Genomic DNA, 18,734 nt, shown 5'->3' with positions numbered 1-18,734 from the left:
TTGAATAAAAAGAATGTATAATAAGTATAATAATTTGTATTTATTATTGGGAAAGGAAAATGTTAATATGGATAGTTATAGACAACTTAAAGCTAAAATACCCTGTAAGGAAACAGGTATAGAAATAAAGAGGACTTTATGTGATATTTGTTCTCCAGGAGTACATTGTGGAATTGATGCATATGTTAAAGATGGTAAAGTAATAAAAATAGAAGGTACAAAAGAACATCCAATGAATAAAGGGTTGTTATGTACCAAAGGTCTTTGCAATAGAGAATATATCTATAGAGAAGATAGAATAAAAACACCTCTAAAAAGAATTGGAAAAAGAGGTGAAGGAAAATTTAAACCAATATCATGGGATGAAGCTTATAGAGAAATAGCAGAAAAATTAAATAGAGTAAAATCTGAGTATGGAGCAAAGCATGTAGCTTTTTTTACGGGTTATGGAAAGTGGTATAGACCTTTTTTACAAAGGTTTGCATCTTCATTTGGTTCACCTAATTATGGTACAGAATCTAGTTCATGTTCAACATCAGCACAGATGGCTGGAAATGTTGCTACTGGAAGAAACTTTACAATGCAAGATATGGAGAATGCAAAAACTTATTTAGGGTGGGGATTTAATCCATACTACTCTAAATTTTTAAATAGTGTGAATCTAATAAAATTAAAAGAAAAAGGTCTAAAATTTATAATTGTAGACCCTAGAATAACACCGACAACTCAAAAACTAGCAGATTTACATTTAAGAATTAAACCTGGAACTGATGGAGCTTTAGCTCTTGGAATGGCGAATCTATTTATACAAAAGAATTTAATAGATAGAGAATACATAGAAAAGTATGTACATGGATTTAATGAATATAAAGAATATGTAAAATTATTTGATTTAGATACTGTAAGTAGAATTACAGGAGTTTCTAAAGATAATATAGTAAAAGCTGTCGAGATGTTGTCACAAGGTCCATTTTGTATAAATGAAAGTGCAGCTCCAATAGTTCATCATCAAAATGGATTTCAAAACTATAGAGCAATGATGTCTTTATCCGCTATAACAGGTAATTATGATAGAATAGGTGGAAACATACCAAAACAAGATTACTTTGCTGGTAAGATAGGTGGATTCCAAACACTAGAAAAAGAGTTTGTAAAAGAAGTTCTACCTAAAAATATAAATGAAAGAATTGGTGGAGAAAGATTTCCTCTATGGAATGAAATGGTGACTCAATTTCAAGCTATGGATTTACCTAGGCAAATAGAAGAAAAGACACCATATGAAATAAGAGCTTTGTTTTGTCATGGGATAAATGCTAGAATGTTTCCTAATTCAGGGAGACTTTTTAAAGCGTTGAATAGTGTAGATTTTTTTGTGAATATAGATTTATTTATGACAGATACATCAAAATATGCAGATATACTTTTACCTGCATGTACATCATTTGAGAGAGAAGAATGTAAGAGTTATCCAGGAGGGTATATTACATATACCAAAAAAGTTATTGATAAATTATACGATTCAAAATCAGATGTAGAAATACTTTCAGATTTAGCAAATGCTATGAATATAGATGATGATTTATTAAAAGCAGGTTATGAAGCAAGTGTAAGACATATGTTTAAAAATACATGTGTAGATGTAGATAAACTTAAAGAAAGTGATTTACCATTAAAATGTAAAGATTTTAAGCCATATATAGTAGGTTCATATACAAGAGAAGGGTATGATACTAGCACTTCTAGGTTTGAATTAAAATCTACAATTATTGAAAAATATAAAGATTTTGGGCTGGATGCACTACCAACATATAGAGGATTTAATGATAATATAGATGATGAATATACTCATTTATTGACATCAGGAGCAAGAATTTCAAATGCACTACATTCAAGACTTCATGACATCAAACTTTCAAGAATATTAAAAAATGAAGCTAGTTGTGATATTTCTAGCTTAGATGCAAAAGAATTGGGTGTTATCAGTGGAGATTATATAAAAATAACTACTAAGATAGGAAGTTTGGATGTAAAAGTCAATGTTACTGATAGAGTCTTATATAAGAATATACATATGTATCATGGATATAGAGAAGCTGATATAAATAGTATTATTTGTGATAATTTTGACCCTTATAGTGGATTCCCTGCGTATAGAAGTTGTAAGTGTAAGATTGAAAAAATGAATAGATAAATGGAGAGATATAATGAAAAGTTTATTTAAATTTAATAAAGAATTATGTACAGCATGTGGAGCATGTTTGCTTGCATGTATAGACCAAAATGATAATAATATAGACAATGGTGAACTTTTTAGACATGTATTTACAATAGAGGAAGGTGAAAATATAGAATATTTTTCATTAGCATGTATACATTGTAATGAGCCAAAATGTTTAGGTGTATGTCCTAAAAATTGTTTTAAAAAAGAAGAAGGATTCGTTGTATTAGACAATCAAAACTGTATAGGGTGTAAACTTTGTGAAAAAGCTTGTGAATATGGAGCCTTAATTTATGGAAATGATGGTAAGGCAAATAAGTGTAATGGTTGTATTGAGAGATATAAGTGTGGTATGGATTCACCTTGTGTAATGGTATGTCCTACAGGAGCATTAAAATTTAATAAATAAATTAAATATAGAGAATGACTTATACTTAGGTATAAGATATTTTTACAAAAAGCTGTATTGAGTTTGTTATAATGAAAACTCAATATAGCTTTTTTATGGATATAGTTGGATACTATAATGTGATTCTTAGTAATAGTTTTTTGCTATTGGACAAAGACTGTAAAACATATTAAACTTATGTTGTTCAAAGTCGAAGTATAATATAATAACTAGAAAATTGGTTTATAGTGCTATAAAAGCAAATTTAGTAAGGTATAAAATCAGAGGCAATCCTTTACTATAATATCAATATTTGGGAGTTCTGTTATTGCAGAGCTATTAAACAATTATAATGGTACAAGTGATTCAACCTTTGAAAATGTATTATATAAAAAATTAAAATAAGATTAAAAAGGAGAGAATAAATTATGAAAAAACTTAAATTAATTATTATGTTTGCCTTGGTATCAGCACTGTTAGTTACAGGATGTTCATCAGGAAATAATAAAAATAAAGAAGAACAAAAAGTTATAAGAGTTGCAACATCAGGAACATATTACCCTTTTGCTTTTAAAGATAAAGATAAACTTAAAGGGTTTGAAGTAGATTTTTGGGATGAATTTGCTAAACGAACTAATTGTAAAGTTGAATGGGTATTAACTGATTTTAGTGGATTATTTGGATTATTAGAAGCTGATAAAGCAGATGCTGTATCTGCTCAACTTACTGCAACACCTGAAAGAGAGAAAAAATATGCTTTTTCAGATGCTTATAATTATAGTGGAACAAACATTATTGTTAGAGAAGATGATACTAGTATAAAATCAATAGATGATTTAGTTGGCAAGAAAGTAGGTGTGGGTACTGGAGCAGTAGCAAATGAAATATTAAAAGAAAAATACCCAAATGATGAAATAAAAATAGTAAATTATTCAAGTGCGACTCTTAAAGGGAATTATCAAGACCTAGAAATGGGAAGATTAGATGCAGTAGTTGCGCAGGATGTTGAGGCTTTAATAGCTATAAAAGAACAAAAATTAAATCTTAAAATGATAGAACCTCCAATTCAATTTGGTGCCTGTTCTTTTGCGCTTCAAAAAAATGAAAAAGGTGAAAAATGGACAAAAGAAATTAACGAAGTAATTGAAGAGATGTATAAAGATGGGACTTTGACTAAAATATCTGAAAACTGGCTAGGAAAAGACATTACTAAGGAGCCTATTAATGAGTAATTTTAATTTTGAATTTTGTCTAAGTATATTTCCATTTTTGATTAAAGCATTGGGAATAACAATACTAATATCTATTGTTGCATTTTTTTTATCAATATTATTAGGTGTAATACTTGCCTTTTTCACACAGACAAAATCAAAAGTTTTACAATACATAACAAGAGTGTATGTTTCATTCTTTAGAGGAACACCACTTTTAATTCAAATATTTTTCTTTTATTTTGGATTTCCAATGATATTTTCTTTTATGAAAGATTGTTCACCTTATTTAGCAATAGTAATTTGTTTAGGTGTAAATTCATCTGCATATATGGCTGAAATTATACGAGCATCTATTGAGAGTGTTGATAAAGGACAACAGGAAGCATGTTATGCTTTTGGGTTAAGTAAATATCAGTCAATGGTTAAAATAATTCTACCTCAAGCAGCTACATCTGCAGTACCTCCTATTGTAAGCTGTACACTGGACATAATTAAAGGTTCTTCTTTAGGTTTAACTATAGGAATACAAGATTTAATGGGAGTAGCTCAAGTAGAGGCTGCTTCAAGTTTTAAATATTTTGAGATATATATGATAACGATATTAATTTACTGGGCAGTATCTATAATATTGAGTAATATACAAAGCAAAGTTGAAAAAAGAATAAGAAGAGCATATTAGATTTCAATATTTAAAAATGGGATGATATAGATATATTATTACTTGTAAATAAATTTTTAATTTTAGAAAAATAAACTTAGTAATCTAAATTATTGAGAAAATATAGTATCAAAATGGACTGTATAATCAAGTTAAAAAATAGTTTTTCTATTGAAAAAATAAATAAAATTCTATTGTAATTTAATATGCGATAAAGTTTTATAAAAAACAACATTAAGCTAGGGGGACTTATTTTATGGCTTTTAATATGAAATATTTTTTAGAATTATTTCCAACAATAATGAAATCGTTCAATGTAACTGTGATTTTGGCAATAAGTTCATTAGTATTTTCATTAATTATAGGTACAATAGTAGCGTTATCATCTTATTACAAAGTGAAAGTATTGAATCAAATATGTAAAGTATATGTATCTATTTTTAGAGGTACACCTCTTATGCCACAGTTATTCTTTTTATATTTTGGACTAGCATATATGAGTGATTTTGTTAAAAATATGGACCCAGTATTTGCAACATCTATAGTACTTAGTTTAAATATGGGAGCTTATATGTCTGAAACGATAAGGGCATCTATACTTTCAATTGATACAGGTCAGATAGAAGCAGCATATGCAATGGGATTAACAAATTTACAAACAATGAAAAGGATAGTGATACCACAGGCCGTAAGAGTTGCACTGCCATCATTATTCAATAATTTTATAGATTTAATTAAAGGGTCTTCTGTAGCTTTTGTTGTTGGAGTAAATGATATAATGGGTGCTGCCAAATCACAAGGAGCGTTGAGTTTTAAGTTTTTTGAAGTGTATGGAGCAGTTATGGTAATTTACTGGTGTATAATAACTCCTTTAGGTTGGGGGCAAAAAAAATTAGAAAAGAAAATAAGCAATTATTAAGTTATTAAGAAAATACATAAAAGTATTTTTATATAAAAAATGGTGTGAGGAGAAGAGATATGATAAAAAGAAATATTATAAAATGTTTAGTGGCAGTTTTATCGTTAACGTTTGTAATTACTGGTTGTTCAAAAAAAGAGGAAGTAAAGAATGAAAAAGTTATAACTGTAGCTTCATCTAATTCAGCTGACCCATATTCTTATGTTGATAATGGTGAGCATAAGGGTTTTGAAGTTGACATGTGGAAAGAGATTGGTAAAAGAAGTGGATATAAGATAAAAATGGAACCAACAGGTTTTAGTTCTATATTTGGTATGTTAGATTCTGGTAAAGTTGATGTGGCAGCCAACTTCTTTGGAATGTCTAAAGAAAGATTAGAAAAATACGATGCTTCTATACCTTATGGTTCTGATTCTGTGTGTATAGCTGTAAAAGATGGAAATAACGAAATTAATAAGCTTGAAGATTTAAAGGGAAAAGTTGTAGCAGTTTCAGAAGGTTCTCAAGGTCAACAGGTTGCAACTAGTGTTAATAAAGATAATTTGTTTCAAGAAAAGGTTTACGGTGATGGAACTAGTGGTCTTCAAGATTTAGATTTGGGAAGAGTTAGTGCATGGATTGATGCAGAGCTTACTATTGTGGGAGACGCTAAAAAAGCTAATATGAAAGTAAGAGTATTAGATAAAAAATTATCAGCTACTAATATAGCATACTTCTTTAAGAAAAACGATGATAAATCTAAAACGATAAAAGAAGATGTAAACAAAGCAATAGAAGAAATGCTTGCAGATGGAACAGTGAAAAAAATATCTGAAAAATGGTTTGGAATGGATGTAAGTGCTGATATACAAAAATAAATACTTTAAAATTAAAATGTAAAACTGTGATAACTATAGATAAGTATACTAAATTTATCTATAGTTATCTGTGTATTACAATGTATTTAGATTAGTCTTTATAAATCAAAATGAGTTATGGAGGTATTGCAAATGATTGAAACTAAAATAAAATCCATTGCACTAAAAAATAGAGAAAAAATTATAAAAATAAGACGACAGATACACAGTAATCCAGAGTTAGCATTTAAAGAATATAAAACATCTAAACTTATAAAAGAAGAGCTAAATAAACTTAATATAGAATACATAAATATTGCTGGTACAGGAGTATTAGCTACTATAAAAGGAAAAAATAATGGTGGAAAAACTATATTACTCAGAGCGGATATGGATGCTCTTCCAATCAAAGAGGAAAATGATTTAGAATTTAAATCAATAAATGATAATATGCATGCTTGTGGGCATGATGCACATGTTTCATGGTTGTTAGGAACAGCAATGATTTTAAATGACATAAAAGAAGAATTGAATGGAAATGTAAAATTACTATTTCAACCTGGCGAAGAAAAAGGTGGTTCTGATATTGTAATTAAAGAAAATGTACTTGAAGGTGTGGATGCATTAGCGACTGGTCATTGTTGGCCAACTATTGAGTCAGGAAAAATTGGAATCGCTAGAAATTGTGCTATGGCAGCGACTAATACTTTTGAAATAACAATAATTGGCAAGGGTGGGCATGGAGCAGAGCCTCATAATTGTATAGACCCAATTGCAGTTGGAAATGCAGTATATTCATCCATTCAACAGATAGTTTCAAGAAAAATTGACCCAGTTGTACCTGTAGTAGTGTCTGTTTGTTCTTTTAATTCTGGTGTTTCTAAAAATATAATACCAGATGTATGTACACTTCAAGGGACTATTAGAGCGATAAGCAAGGAACAAGTAATTGAAGTAAGTAAAATTCTAGAATATATAGTAAAAAATGTATGTAAAGCACATGGAGCAGATTGCAAATTTGAAAAGAGTACAGGAGGAGATGCTGTTATAAATGACAAAAACATGATAGAGATAGGAAGAGAAAGTGCTTGCAAAATACTTGGAGCTGAAAATGTTGAAATAATTGATTTTCCTGCAATGACAGGTGAGGATTTTGCTATTTATATGAAAGAAAAACCTGGTTTATTTATGTATATAGGTGTAGGAGATAAAGAAAAAAATATAAATTACAGATTGCATAGTAACAAGTTTAATATAGATGAAAAATGTCTTAGTATAGCACCTTCATTATTTTCACAACTTACAGTAGATTATTTATGTCAACTATAGAGTACATTCATAAAAATATATTTAGCCTATTTTTAAATTTAATGCTAGTATATTAATTTTGATGTAGAACATATTATTTATTATATTTATTTAAAAAGGTGGATAACAATGATAAAAGTAGAAAATTTACATAAAAGTTTTAAAGGGACAGAAGTTCTTAAAGGTATAAATTTAGAGATAAGTCAAAGTGAAGTAGTAGCTATACTTGGATCATCTGGAACAGGTAAATCTACGTTACTTAGATGTTTAAATTATTTAGTTGAGCCTACAAAAGGAAAGATAATGATTGGTGATGTAAAAGTAGATGTAGAAAAAGCAACAAAAAAAGATATAACCAATTTAAGAAAACATACATCTATGGTGTTTCAAAATTATAACTTATTTAAAAATAAAACAGCATTAGAAAATGTAATGGAGGCATTGATAGTAGTTCATAAAAAGAGTAAGAAAGAAGCTAGAGAAATATCTTTAAAATTAATAGATAAAGTAGGTATGTTGGATAGGAAAGATTTTTATCCATCAAAGTTGTCTGGGGGACAGCAACAAAGGATAGGTATAGCGAGAGCGATGGCAGTAAATCCAAATGTAATATTATTTGATGAGCCTACATCTGCACTTGACCCAGAACTTGTTGGAGAAGTTTTAAGCGTTATAAAATCTCTTGCAAAAGAAGGTATAACGATGCTTATTGTAACTCACGAAATAAATTTTGCAAAAGAAGTTGCTGATAAAATTATATTTATGGATAATGGTGTAATAGCTGAAGAAGGAACTCCTGATGAAATATTTAATAATCCTAAAAATGAAAGAACAGCAAAATTTTTAAATATCATTAGGAAAGAAGAAGTATTTAGTTAAAAGTGTATAAATTAAGCATTAGAAGATATGTAAGATACCCCCATTAAATTTATAAGTTAGATAATAAATTTAATGGGAGTATATTTTTATTATTAGATTTATTATTTAATTTAAAATTAGAAATGTAACTATTTGAAAATTCTTTTTAAAAGTATATCAAAATATCAAATACATAAAAAAATAATATTTGACAAAGTATCATATGTGTTTACAAAATCAACTTTATGGAGTTATATAGTATAGGAATTACAATGAATATACTAAAATTTTATATTAAAGTACAAAGTATTAAATTTGAAAATAATTAAGTAATATTATATATATTTTTTTATATTGTTTGTTTTATTAAAATTAATCTAGAAAAAAAGTTTTAAAAGCAGAATTTTATTAATATTTATATATAGATATGAACTATTAATAAAACGTTAAAAATACAAAAAAACTATAGAAATTGACATATATTCCAGTATTTGCTAAAGTAGCTGTTGGGGAAAATTACAAAAATTATTAATGCGCATTAGATAATTTACTTTAATTTTTTTAGCATTTGGGGTAATTTATAATATAAAGCATTAGAAAGGAAAATATAAATGAGGGACTTTTTAAAAAATTATAAGTCATCAATTATACTTTTAGCATGTACTATAGTAGGGGCGATAGTAGGATTAGTACTTGGTCCAAAAGCTTCAATACTAAAACCATTTGGAGATTTATTCATAAATGCTCTATTAATGATAGTAGTACCATTAGTTTTTCTTAGTGTTTCTTCAGGTGTTGCTAGTATAAAAAATATGGAACGATTTGGAAAAATAATGAAGGGTACAGCTATAGTATTTATGGGAACAACACTTGTAATTGCATTTTTAGGTATTACATCTGCATTATTATTTAATCCGTCTAAAGGATTAGATGTATCAAGTGTAAAAAATTTAATGGTGGCTCAAGATGCAGAAACTTTAGAATCAAAAGGAACGTTATTAGACCAAGTAGTATCAAGTATTACAGTTAAAAATTTTGGAGATTTATTTTCCAGTAGTAATTTACTACAATCAGTTATATTTGCAGTTTTAATTGGAACAGCAATAGCTATGATGGGAGATAGGGGAAATACAATAAGAAAGCTTTTATCAGAAGGAACGGAAGCAATATTAAAAGTAGTAAGTATATTCATGCTTTATGCTCCTATAGGGCTAGGCTGTTATACAGCTACAATAATTGGGGAACTTGGAAGTAAAATAATTCAAGGATATGTAAGGGTGTTTGTAATTTATTCACTAACAGCAGCCATGTATTTCTTATTATTTTACAGTCTGTATGCTTTTTTATCTGCAGGAAAACAAGGGTTTAGACAATTCTGGAGAAATGCTATAAAACCAATAGCAACGGCACTAGCTACTTCTTCAAGTTCAGCATGTATACCATCAAATTTAGAAGCTAGTAAAAATATAGGAGTTCCTGATGATATATCAGAAACAGTTATACCTCTTGGAATAAATATACATAAAGATGGGTCAGTTTTAGCAGTAATAATAAAAGTGGCATTTTTATCAGGTATTTTAGGTAGTGGAATGGCAAATCCAGCAACGATAGGTCAATTATTTATAACTGTATTTGTTGTTGGAGTATTTATGGCTCCTGTAGCAGGTGGCTGACTTATTGGTGAGATGCTCGTGGTTAGCATCTTCGGTTTTCCAGTGGAGGCAATTCCACTGTTAACAGTTATAACTACTATAACTGATATTCCTAATACTATATTAAATACAACTGGAAATACAGTATCATCAATGTTAGTTTCAAGATTAGTAGAAGGAAAAGATTGGCTTATAGATAAAACAGCAATTACTACAAAGAAAATAAGCTAATTGTACACTTAATTAATAAAGTTAATAGGTATCTTAATTTTAATAAATTAGATACCTATTAACTTTTTAAGTAAAAATATAAATTTAAGATTCAAATATGATATTTATAATTTGAATCAACTAATATAGTATATATTGAAATAAATATGTTTAAATATCTATTTTATTTTTTAAAATAAAAGATTTCAAATTTATTTTTGTTAAAAGATAACAAGCCTTCATCTCGCATCTTGCCAAGCTCTCTTGACATAGAACTTCTGTCAACACATAAAAAATCAGCCATTTCATTTCTTGAAAAGGGAATTGTAAACTGGTGGCTACCTGTTTGTTCTATCTGTTTTGAAAAATACATAAGCAATTTCTCGCGAGTTGTTTTACGAGAAAGTAATTCTATTTTATTGTGAAGTAAAATGTTTTTTTCAGCTATTAATTGTAGCATATTTTCAACAAGCCTATTATGAAATACACATGCAGATGAACAAATACCAGTTACACTTTTAAACTTTATAAATAAAACTTCGCAAGAAGATGTTGTGGTTACTGTAACATTACTTTTATGTAGTCTAGTACATGCGAATACCTCTCCAAATAAATCTCCAGGCAAGAGTTCAGCTACAATATTCCTATTCCCTTCGATATCTTCCTTTATTATATGAGCACTTCCTTTAAGCATAATTCCAATAGAAGTAACTTCACTTCCAACAGAGAATATTATACTATCTTTTGGGTAAGTCTTATCTACAACACCTAAACATTCCAACATTTCTTCAAGTTCATCACTTTTAATTCCTTCAAATAGAGGAATTTTTTTAAGTAGGTCTATATGCTTTTCTAAAAATTTTTTCAAATAATCACTTCCTTGTTGCATATGCAACCGATAATTTGTTTTCATTGTACTATACTAAGTTTATAAAAGCAAGGGGATATAAAAATCCTACTACAAGAAATTTGAAATAAAGAAATATAGGTATTAAAAATAAATATATAAGAAATCAATACTTTAAATTAAAAAAATTTTATGAGGTGATATAAATGATGAGAAAAATAATTAAAATTGATGAGGAAAAGTGTAATGGTTGTGGACTATGTGTTGAAGCTTGTCATGAAGAAGCTATAGGAATGGTAAATGGAAAAGCAAAACTTTTAAGAGATGACTATTGTGATGGGCTGGGAGATTGTCTGCCAACTTGTCCAACAAATGCGATTTCATTTGAGTATAGAGAAGCAGCAGAATATGATGAAGCTGCAGTAAAAGCAAATATGGAAGCAAAGAAAGCACAAAAGAAAACTTTAGCATGTGGATGTCCAGGTTCTCAGTCTAAGTCAATAAATAGAGAGGTTTCAAATAGTACGTCTATAAGCAATGATATAGTAGAGATAAAAGGTTCTCAACTTAATCAATGGCCAGTACAAATAAAATTAGTACCAACTAATGCATCATATTTAAAGAATGCAAGTCTTTTAATAGCAGCAGACTGTACAGCGTATGCATATGGAAATTTTCATAATAAATTTATGAAAAATAAGGTTACATTAATCGGATGCCCTAAACTTGATGAAGTTGACTATGCTGAAAAACTTACAGAGATTTTAAAAGAAAATGATATTAAAAATATAGTAGTAACACGTATGGAAGTTCCTTGCTGTGGTGGTATAGTAAATGCTGTTAAGACAGCTCTACAAAATAGTGGAAAAATGATACCATGGCAAATAGTTACTATATCTGTAGATGGAAAAATTGTAGATGGAGAAATTTAATTAAGTGAATTATAGAAAAATATAATAAATTTTAATAAATAAAAAGGGAGGAATAAAAAATGGAAAAAATGTTTTGTTTTCAATGTGAACAAACAGCAGGAGGTAAAGGTTGTACTATAAATGGTGTCTGTGGTAAAAAGGGGGGTACAGCTAACTTACAAGACGAACTTACAGGAGTGTTGATTGGTCTTTCAAGAGCAACTATTGGAAATAAGAATAGACCAACAAGTGAAACAGATAAAATTATGATAGAGGGGCTATTCACTACTATAACGAATGTAAGTTTTGATGATGAAGCTATAAAAAGACAAATTGAAAAAACTGAGGTAGAAAAAAGTAAGCTTGTACCTAGATGTTCAGATTGTTCAACAACTTGTAATAGAAATGATAACTATGATATGAAGGATTTATGGAATGATAATGAGGACATACGTTCATTAAAATCATTAATCTTATTTGGATTAAGAGGTATGGCTGCCTATGCATATCATGCAATGGTACTTGGTTATACAGACAAAGACGTAAATGAATTTTTCTATGAAGGATTAATAGCAGTTGGAGGAGACTTGTCTATTGACGAACTTTTAGGTCTAGTTATGAAAACTGGAGAAATAAACTTAAAATGTATGGAATTGCTTGATAGAGCAAATACTGAAACTTATGGAACACCAGAACCGACTCAGGTATCTATGAAAATCGAGAAAGGGCCATTTATTGTAGTTACAGGACATGACCTTTATGATTTACACAAATTATTAGAACAAACGAAAGATAAGGGTATAAATATATATACTCATGGTGAGTTATTACCAGCACATGCATATCCAAAACTAAAAGAATATAAACATCTAAAAGGTAATTTTGGTACAGCATGGCAAAACCAGCAAAAAGAATTTGATAATATTCCTGCTCCAATATTATTTACAACAAACTGTTTAATGCCTGTTAAAGATAGTTATAGAGATAGAGTATTTACTACAGAAGTAGTTGCTTATCCAGGTATGGTTCATATTGATGAAGATAAAGATTTTTCTAGTGTAATAGAAAAAGCTCTTGAACTTGGAGGATATAGAGAAGATGTTCATATGACTGGTATTAATGGAGGAGATACATTAACTACTGGTTTTGCAAGAGGTACAGTTTCATCTGTACAAGATAAAGTAGTAGATGCTGTAAAGAGTGGAGCTATAAGACACTTTTTATTGGTTGGAGGTTGTGATGGTGCAAAACCTGGAAGAAATTATTACACTGAATTTGTAAAACAAGCTCCTAAAGACACTGTTATATTGACACTTGCATGTGGAAAATATAGATTTAATGATTTAGACCTTGGGGATATAGGTGGCTTACCTCGTTTAATGGATATGGGACAATGTAATGATGCTTATAGTGCAATTAAAGTGGCAGTTTCATTGGCAAATGCTTTTGAATGTGGAGTAAATGATTTGCCTCTTAGCATGGTACTGTCATGGTATGAGCAGAAAGCTGTTTGTATACTTCTTACACTACTTCATTTAGGTATCAAAAATATCTATATAGGGCCTTCTTTGCCAGCATTCTTATCTAAGAATGTATTAGATATATTGGTTGATAAATTTGCATTGACACCTATATCTACTCCTGAAGAAGATATGAAGAAGATTTTAGGATAAATAAATATATCTATACTTAAAGATATTTATAGTTAAAATATTTTTAAGTATGCCACAATTAAGATAAGGGGTTAAACTTAAAATTTGATTAAAAAATCAATTTTGAGATGACCCTTTATTTATTTTTTGTAATAATTGAAAAATAAACCTGCTTTCAGTATATTCTTTTAAGAATTTTTGTATTAAATTTATAATACTTAGATATATAATATCTTATATATTTTATTTTAAGTATTAAAGGTTTGAATGTAACTTAAATATTAAAAGAGGAACATTGTAATATGTAACTTGCATAAAATATATATACTATAGTGAAATTATTTTGATTAAAATTTAAAATATAAGGTGTTTTATGTGGGGGTATATGTATATGAAAAATTCTAATTTTAATATATTGGCATTTGATGGTGGTGGATTAAAAGGGGCATTGAGTATATCCATACTTGAGAGGATAGTAAAAGAGTATCCAAATCTATTAAACAATATAAATATGTTTGGAGGTACATCTACAGGGAGTCTAATTGCACTAGGGCTTGCGTATGGTGTAAGCCCTAAAGAGATAAAAGAACTTTACTCAATTGAAAATTCAAAGTATATTTTTAATAAAAGTTATGCAGAAATACTCAGACCAAAGTATGAAAACAAAAACTTAAAAGAAGTTTTATTAAGTATATTTCCAGAGGAACTAGAATTAAAAGATTTAAATAAATTAGTAATGATACCAAGTTTTTATATAGGAAATGAGGAAAATGCATGGAAACCAGTATTTTATAACAATATGCCAAATTCTTTTACAAAGACTAGCAAAGTTGTAGATGTAGCAATGGCAAGTAGTGCTGCTCCGGTATTTTTTCCAACATATAATCGTCATGTTGATGGAGGAATAATAGCAACTGACCCGAGTTTAGCGTGTATAATTCATGCCATTGATAGTGGATTTAGACTTAAGAATACAAGACTTTTTTCAATAGGGACTGGATATGTATATAACAGTATAAAGGCAGATACTACCGAATGGGGAGCTATTGACTGGATAATTAATAAAGAACCTGATTTACCAATTATATCTATTACCTTAGAAGGAAATTCTCAAATGAGTCAGTTATTTTCTCAAAAACTTCTTGGAGATAATTACTATAGATTAAATCCTAAGATGGAAAAAGATGTAGCTATGGATGATTGTGATGCATTAGAATATCTAATGTCTTTAGGAGAAAATTGTGATATAAAAGATGCTTTTGGATGGATAAAGAAAAAGAGCTTTTATAGAAATTAGATTCAATTTGCAATTGTATTTTTACACATGATTTCATTGAGTAGGTAAAAATAATAAAATGCAGATTATTAAGTTACTTCTTAGGGAATAAATAAAGTATAATTTATTTAAGGAGTGATGAAAATGATAAAACTTGCTACTTTTGCAGGTGGATGTTTTTGGTGTATGGTAAAACCTTTTGATAAGTATGATGGAGTTATTAAAGTAGTTTCTGGATATACAGGTGGTCATGTTGAAAACCCTACATATCAAGAGGTATGTTCAGGAACTACTGGTCATTTAGAAGCAATTCAAATAACATATGATGATGATATAATAAGTTATGATGAACTTCTAAATATCTTCTGGAAACAGATTAATCCTACAGATGATGGTGGACAATTTGGTGATAGGGGAACTCAATATAAGACTGCTATATTTTATCATGATGAAGAACAAAAAAATATAGCTTTAGAGTCAAGAGAACATCTGGAAAATAGTAAAATATTTGATAGTAAAATAGTGACTGATATAATTCCAGCAACTAAATTCTACGAAGCAGAAGAAAATCATCAGGATTATTATAAAAAAAGACCATTAAACTACAATATGTATTATAAAGGGTCTGGAAGATATAATTTTGTAAAAAGTCATTGGGATGGAAACAATATAAATAGGGAAGAGTTAAAAAAGACTTTAACTCCTATACAATTTGAAGTTACTCAAAATGATATGACAGAAGTACCTTTTGAAAATGAATATTATGATAATAACAAAGAGGGAATTTATGTTGATATTGTAAGTGGAGAAGTGTTATTTTCTTCAAAAGATAAATTTGATTCTGGATGTGGGTGGCCAAGTTTTTCAAAGCCAGTTATAGATAAATCTATCATTGAGAGAAGTGATTTCTCACAAGGTATGTACAGAGTTGAAGTAAGAAGTGCTAAAGGAAATTCTCATTTAGGTCATGTATTTGATGATGGTCCAAAAGAACTTGGAGGTTTAAGATATTGTATAAATTCTGCTTCTCTTAAATTTATACCAAGAGAAAATATGGAAGCTTTAGGATATGGAGAATATTTAAAACTTTTTGAGTAATTAGGAATATTTATTATAAACTTATCTAAAAGGTGAAAATATAAAAAAATATTTTCACCTTTTGTTTTTTTGTCAATAGTATGATAAATTATTAATTGTAATCTTATTTATACCAATAGATTAAGAATTTAATTTTGAAAGAGAGAAAACAAATGAATTTAAAAGACTTTAATGGAAAGAGATTAAAATCAGCTAGAATTTTTAGAGCAAAGACGATAGAACAGTTGTCTAAAGAAACTAAAATAAATAAAAAAGATTTAAAAGCTTTTGAGGAAAATAAGTATGTACCAAATATAGAAAATACATTAAAATTATCTAATATATTAAATTTTCCAAAAGAGTATTTTTATAAAAATGAAAATATAAATATCGTTGTAGAGGATAGCCACTTTAACCCTCAATCTAAACTACCTAGAGTAGAAGAGATTTCTTATAGAGAAAAAATAATTATAATACATAAAATATATTCATTTATGGAGAATTATATTAAGTTTCCAAAAGAAAACTTGCCAAATAGAAAAGTAATGTCAGATATTAATATAAATGATATAGAATCTCTTGCATATAAGACTAGAGAGTTTTGGGATTTAAATAGTACTCCAATAGTAAATATGGTAAGTTTGTTAGAGTCTAAAGGGATTATAATATCAGGTATGAATGTAGATAGAAAAGGGGCAACTATCTTTACTCAAAAACAGAGAATTAGTAAAGAATCTAAATATCTAATATCTCTGGGTAATGACAAAAAGTCAGCATCAATTAGAAATTATACTTTGGCATGTGAGCTTGGATATATAATATCAAGTGAATTAAGAATACCAAGTAAGCAATTTTCAGAAGATGAGTATGCCTGTGCATTTTTATTGCCAAAAGAGAGTTTTTTAAAAGATTTGACTCATCCAGAAGATTTAGATTATTATGTAGAACTAAAGAAAAAATGGATTGTACCTATATCTGCTATGATTTTTAGAGCATATAATCTAGAAAAGATAAATTACAAAAAATACAATTATCTTATGAATGAAATGGATAAAAAAGGCTGGTTGATAGAAGAACCACTAGACAAAATGAAAGGTTCAAGCCCAACGTATTTAAAAAGAGCAGTTGAATTATTGATAGAAAATAAAATAATGAGTGTAAATAGTATAGTATCAAGTTTAGAGGAATTTGGAATAAATCTTTATCCAGAAGACTTAGAATTATTGATGGGATTGAAAAAAGGATTGTTATCTCAAGAGGTAAATAAAAAAAGTAAAGTTATAAAATTTGATGGTAAAAAATAGGTTTATATTTTAGTATTAAAATTAAAAGCAGGTACAAATGATTTAAACATTAACTTAGTTAAAAGTCTTTTCAATAAGTCATTTACCTGCTTTTAGTGTAAGAAAGAATATTGAATCTAAAGTGTTTTTGAAAGTGCAATATATTCCCTTAAAACAGAACAAGATTTATTAAATTCGTTTTGCTCATATTCAGTCATATTGATTTCAATAATTTCTTCAATACCATCTTTTCCTATAACACATGGAACACCTGCAAATACATTTCTTTCGTTATATTGACCTTCTAGTAATGTAGAAACTGGAAGAACTTTTTTCTCATTGTGTAGTATAGCTTTTACAATTTCTACTAAAGCAGTACCTATACCAAATTCTGTACAATCTTTACCATTTATTATACTTATTCCTGTTTTTTTATTTTTTTCAACTATTGATGGTAAGTCTAAATTGCTATAAGTACTTGGGTTGTCTTTTATCATGTCTAAGATTGGTTTACCACCAATTGAAACATGAGACCAAGGAACCATTTGAGAATCTCCATGTTCACCCATAGAATAAGCTTGAATTGATTGTTGAGCGATTCCAGTTTCTTCAGATAAAATCCTTCTAAGTCTTGTTGAATCTAAAGCTGTTCCAGTTCCAATGACTTTGTTTTTAGGAAAGCCAGATTTTTCCCAAATATAATTTGTAACTACATCAACAGGATTAGATATGACTACAAATATACCATCAAAGCCAGAATCAACTATGGGTTTTACTATAGATTTTATCATTCCAATAGTTGGTCTTAGTAAATCTAATCTAGTTGTGTTTTGTCTACGTAAAGGCCCTTCTGAAGAGTCTGCAACACTTATCACTACTATGTCAGAATCTTTACAGTCAGAAAAAGTTCCTTTTTCTATATGTACTTTATGTGGCAGATATGAAACTGCATCAGCTAAATCTAAAGCTTGAGCTTTTGATTTAGATTCATCTATATCAATCATAAAGAGTTCATCACAAACTCCTTGAGTTATTAAACTAAATCCACAATGAGAACCAACATGCCCTGAACCTACAATAGATATTTTTCTTGGCTTTATTGCCATTTTAAATCACTCCCCCTAAAATAACGATACATTGAAAATTATAGATGTTATTAAAAGCTGTTTTTGAATATTTTAATATTCTATTATTTCAGAAAATTTATTTAATATGATTTTATACTAAAATTTTTAAAAAAGCAATGTTAATATACTCTCTATTAGTGAATATTAAAGTATTATATGTATATTAATAATTATTAAAATATGTAATGTCACTGATAGTTAGAATATTTAAGTGATAAAAGATGTGTATAAATAATAATGATGTCAGTTTATAATGATATTAAATTGAGGTATACTGTTTCTCTAAATTAAAAAATAAAG

At 28.4% G+C, this 18,734-nt stretch carries 15 protein-coding genes and 1 pseudogene; 14 read left to right on the top strand and 2 right to left on the bottom strand.

The annotated features are described in order from the left end of the window. Positions 1-13: 13 nt before the first annotated feature. The 9 genes and pseudogenes from CDIF1296T_RS11495 to CDIF1296T_RS11455 all read left to right on the top strand — a co-directional run bounded on the left by CDIF1296T_RS11495 (position 14) and on the right by CDIF1296T_RS11455 (position 10,282). Entirely contained in the window at positions 14-2,191 is a 2,178-nt protein-coding gene (locus tag CDIF1296T_RS11495; RefSeq protein ID WP_021370453.1) for a molybdopterin-containing oxidoreductase family protein, read from the top strand. Between the two features lie 13 nt (positions 2,192-2,204). After that, complete coding sequence (locus CDIF1296T_RS11490) at positions 2,205-2,627, top strand: 4Fe-4S dicluster domain-containing protein (protein ID WP_003433927.1); 423 nt, start codon at positions 2,205-2,207, stop codon at positions 2,625-2,627. Positions 2,628-3,034: 407 nt separating this feature from the next. Next, positions 3,035-3,838, top strand: a complete 804-nt coding sequence (locus CDIF1296T_RS11485) for a transporter substrate-binding domain-containing protein (protein ID WP_009897329.1) — start codon at positions 3,035-3,037, stop codon at positions 3,836-3,838. Beyond that, the gene (locus CDIF1296T_RS11480) at positions 3,831-4,499 is read left to right on the top strand and encodes an amino acid ABC transporter permease (protein ID WP_009897328.1); all 669 of its coding nucleotides are present in this window, start codon (positions 3,831-3,833) and stop codon (positions 4,497-4,499) included. Before CDIF1296T_RS11485 ends, CDIF1296T_RS11480 begins: the two co-directional genes overlap by 8 nt. A 235-nt stretch (positions 4,500-4,734) precedes the next feature. Beyond that, a complete protein-coding gene (locus CDIF1296T_RS11475; protein ID WP_003433934.1) occupies positions 4,735-5,397 on the top strand; it encodes an amino acid ABC transporter permease in 663 nt (220 codons plus the stop codon). Positions 5,398-5,456: 59 nt separating this feature from the next. Further along, complete coding sequence (locus CDIF1296T_RS11470; RefSeq protein ID WP_003433936.1) at positions 5,457-6,254, top strand: amino acid ABC transporter substrate-binding protein; 798 nt, start codon at positions 5,457-5,459, stop codon at positions 6,252-6,254. 132 nt (positions 6,255-6,386) lie between these two features. Next, positions 6,387-7,562 carry a M20 metallopeptidase family protein gene (locus CDIF1296T_RS11465; protein WP_009897326.1) on the top strand — a complete coding sequence of 392 codons (1,176 nt, stop codon included), beginning with the start codon at positions 6,387-6,389 and terminating at the stop codon, positions 7,560-7,562. Positions 7,563-7,670: 108 nt separating this feature from the next. Continuing rightward, on the top strand, positions 7,671-8,420 hold the full coding sequence (locus tag CDIF1296T_RS11460) for an amino acid ABC transporter ATP-binding protein (RefSeq protein ID WP_003433939.1): 750 nt from the start codon (positions 7,671-7,673) through the stop codon (positions 8,418-8,420). A 590-nt stretch (positions 8,421-9,010) separates the two neighbouring features. Beyond that, positions 9,011-10,282, top strand: a pseudogene (locus CDIF1296T_RS11455) (dicarboxylate/amino acid:cation symporter). Positions 10,283-10,445: 163 nt separating this feature from the next. Here CDIF1296T_RS11455 and CDIF1296T_RS11450 read toward each other — a convergent pair. After that, positions 10,446-11,150, bottom strand: coding sequence for a Crp/Fnr family transcriptional regulator (locus tag CDIF1296T_RS11450; protein ID WP_022618497.1), 705 nt, complete (start codon positions 11,148-11,150; stop codon positions 10,446-10,448). 164 nt (positions 11,151-11,314) lie between these two features. Here CDIF1296T_RS11450 and CDIF1296T_RS11445 point away from each other — a divergent pair, with 164 nt between their 5' ends. From CDIF1296T_RS11445 to CDIF1296T_RS11425, 5 genes are all read left to right on the top strand, one after another. Further along, on the top strand, positions 11,315-12,040 hold the full coding sequence (locus CDIF1296T_RS11445; RefSeq protein WP_003433947.1) for an ATP-binding protein: 726 nt from the start codon (positions 11,315-11,317) through the stop codon (positions 12,038-12,040). A gap of 59 nt (positions 12,041-12,099) precedes the next feature. Further along, positions 12,100-13,692, top strand: coding sequence for a hydroxylamine reductase (hcp, locus tag CDIF1296T_RS11440; protein WP_003433949.1), 1,593 nt, complete (start codon positions 12,100-12,102; stop codon positions 13,690-13,692). A 370-nt stretch (positions 13,693-14,062) separates the two neighbouring features. Continuing rightward, positions 14,063-14,968, top strand: coding sequence for a patatin-like phospholipase family protein (locus CDIF1296T_RS11435; protein ID WP_009897316.1), 906 nt, complete (start codon positions 14,063-14,065; stop codon positions 14,966-14,968). 123 nt (positions 14,969-15,091) lie between these two features. Further along, a complete protein-coding gene (gene msrA / locus CDIF1296T_RS11430; RefSeq protein WP_009897314.1) occupies positions 15,092-16,045 on the top strand; it encodes a peptide-methionine (S)-S-oxide reductase MsrA in 954 nt (317 codons plus the stop codon). Positions 16,046-16,197: 152 nt separating this feature from the next. Next, on the top strand, positions 16,198-17,328 hold the full coding sequence (locus tag CDIF1296T_RS11425; protein WP_009897312.1) for an XRE family transcriptional regulator: 1,131 nt from the start codon (positions 16,198-16,200) through the stop codon (positions 17,326-17,328). Positions 17,329-17,444: 116 nt separating this feature from the next. Here the strand turns inward: CDIF1296T_RS11425 and CDIF1296T_RS11420 are convergent, their stop codons facing one another. Beyond that, the gene (locus CDIF1296T_RS11420) at positions 17,445-18,413 is read right to left on the bottom strand and encodes an L-lactate dehydrogenase (protein WP_003433957.1); all 969 of its coding nucleotides are present in this window, start codon (positions 18,411-18,413) and stop codon (positions 17,445-17,447) included. Positions 18,414-18,734: the final 321 nt, after the last annotated feature.

The sequence above is a fragment of the Clostridioides difficile ATCC 9689 = DSM 1296 genome, assembly GCF_001077535.1.
In the GTDB taxonomy this organism is placed as follows: Bacteria; Bacillota; Clostridia; order Peptostreptococcales; family Peptostreptococcaceae; genus Clostridioides; species Clostridioides difficile.
Note: the sequence above shows the minus strand (reverse complement) of the source record. Positions and strands in the feature narration are given on the sequence as shown.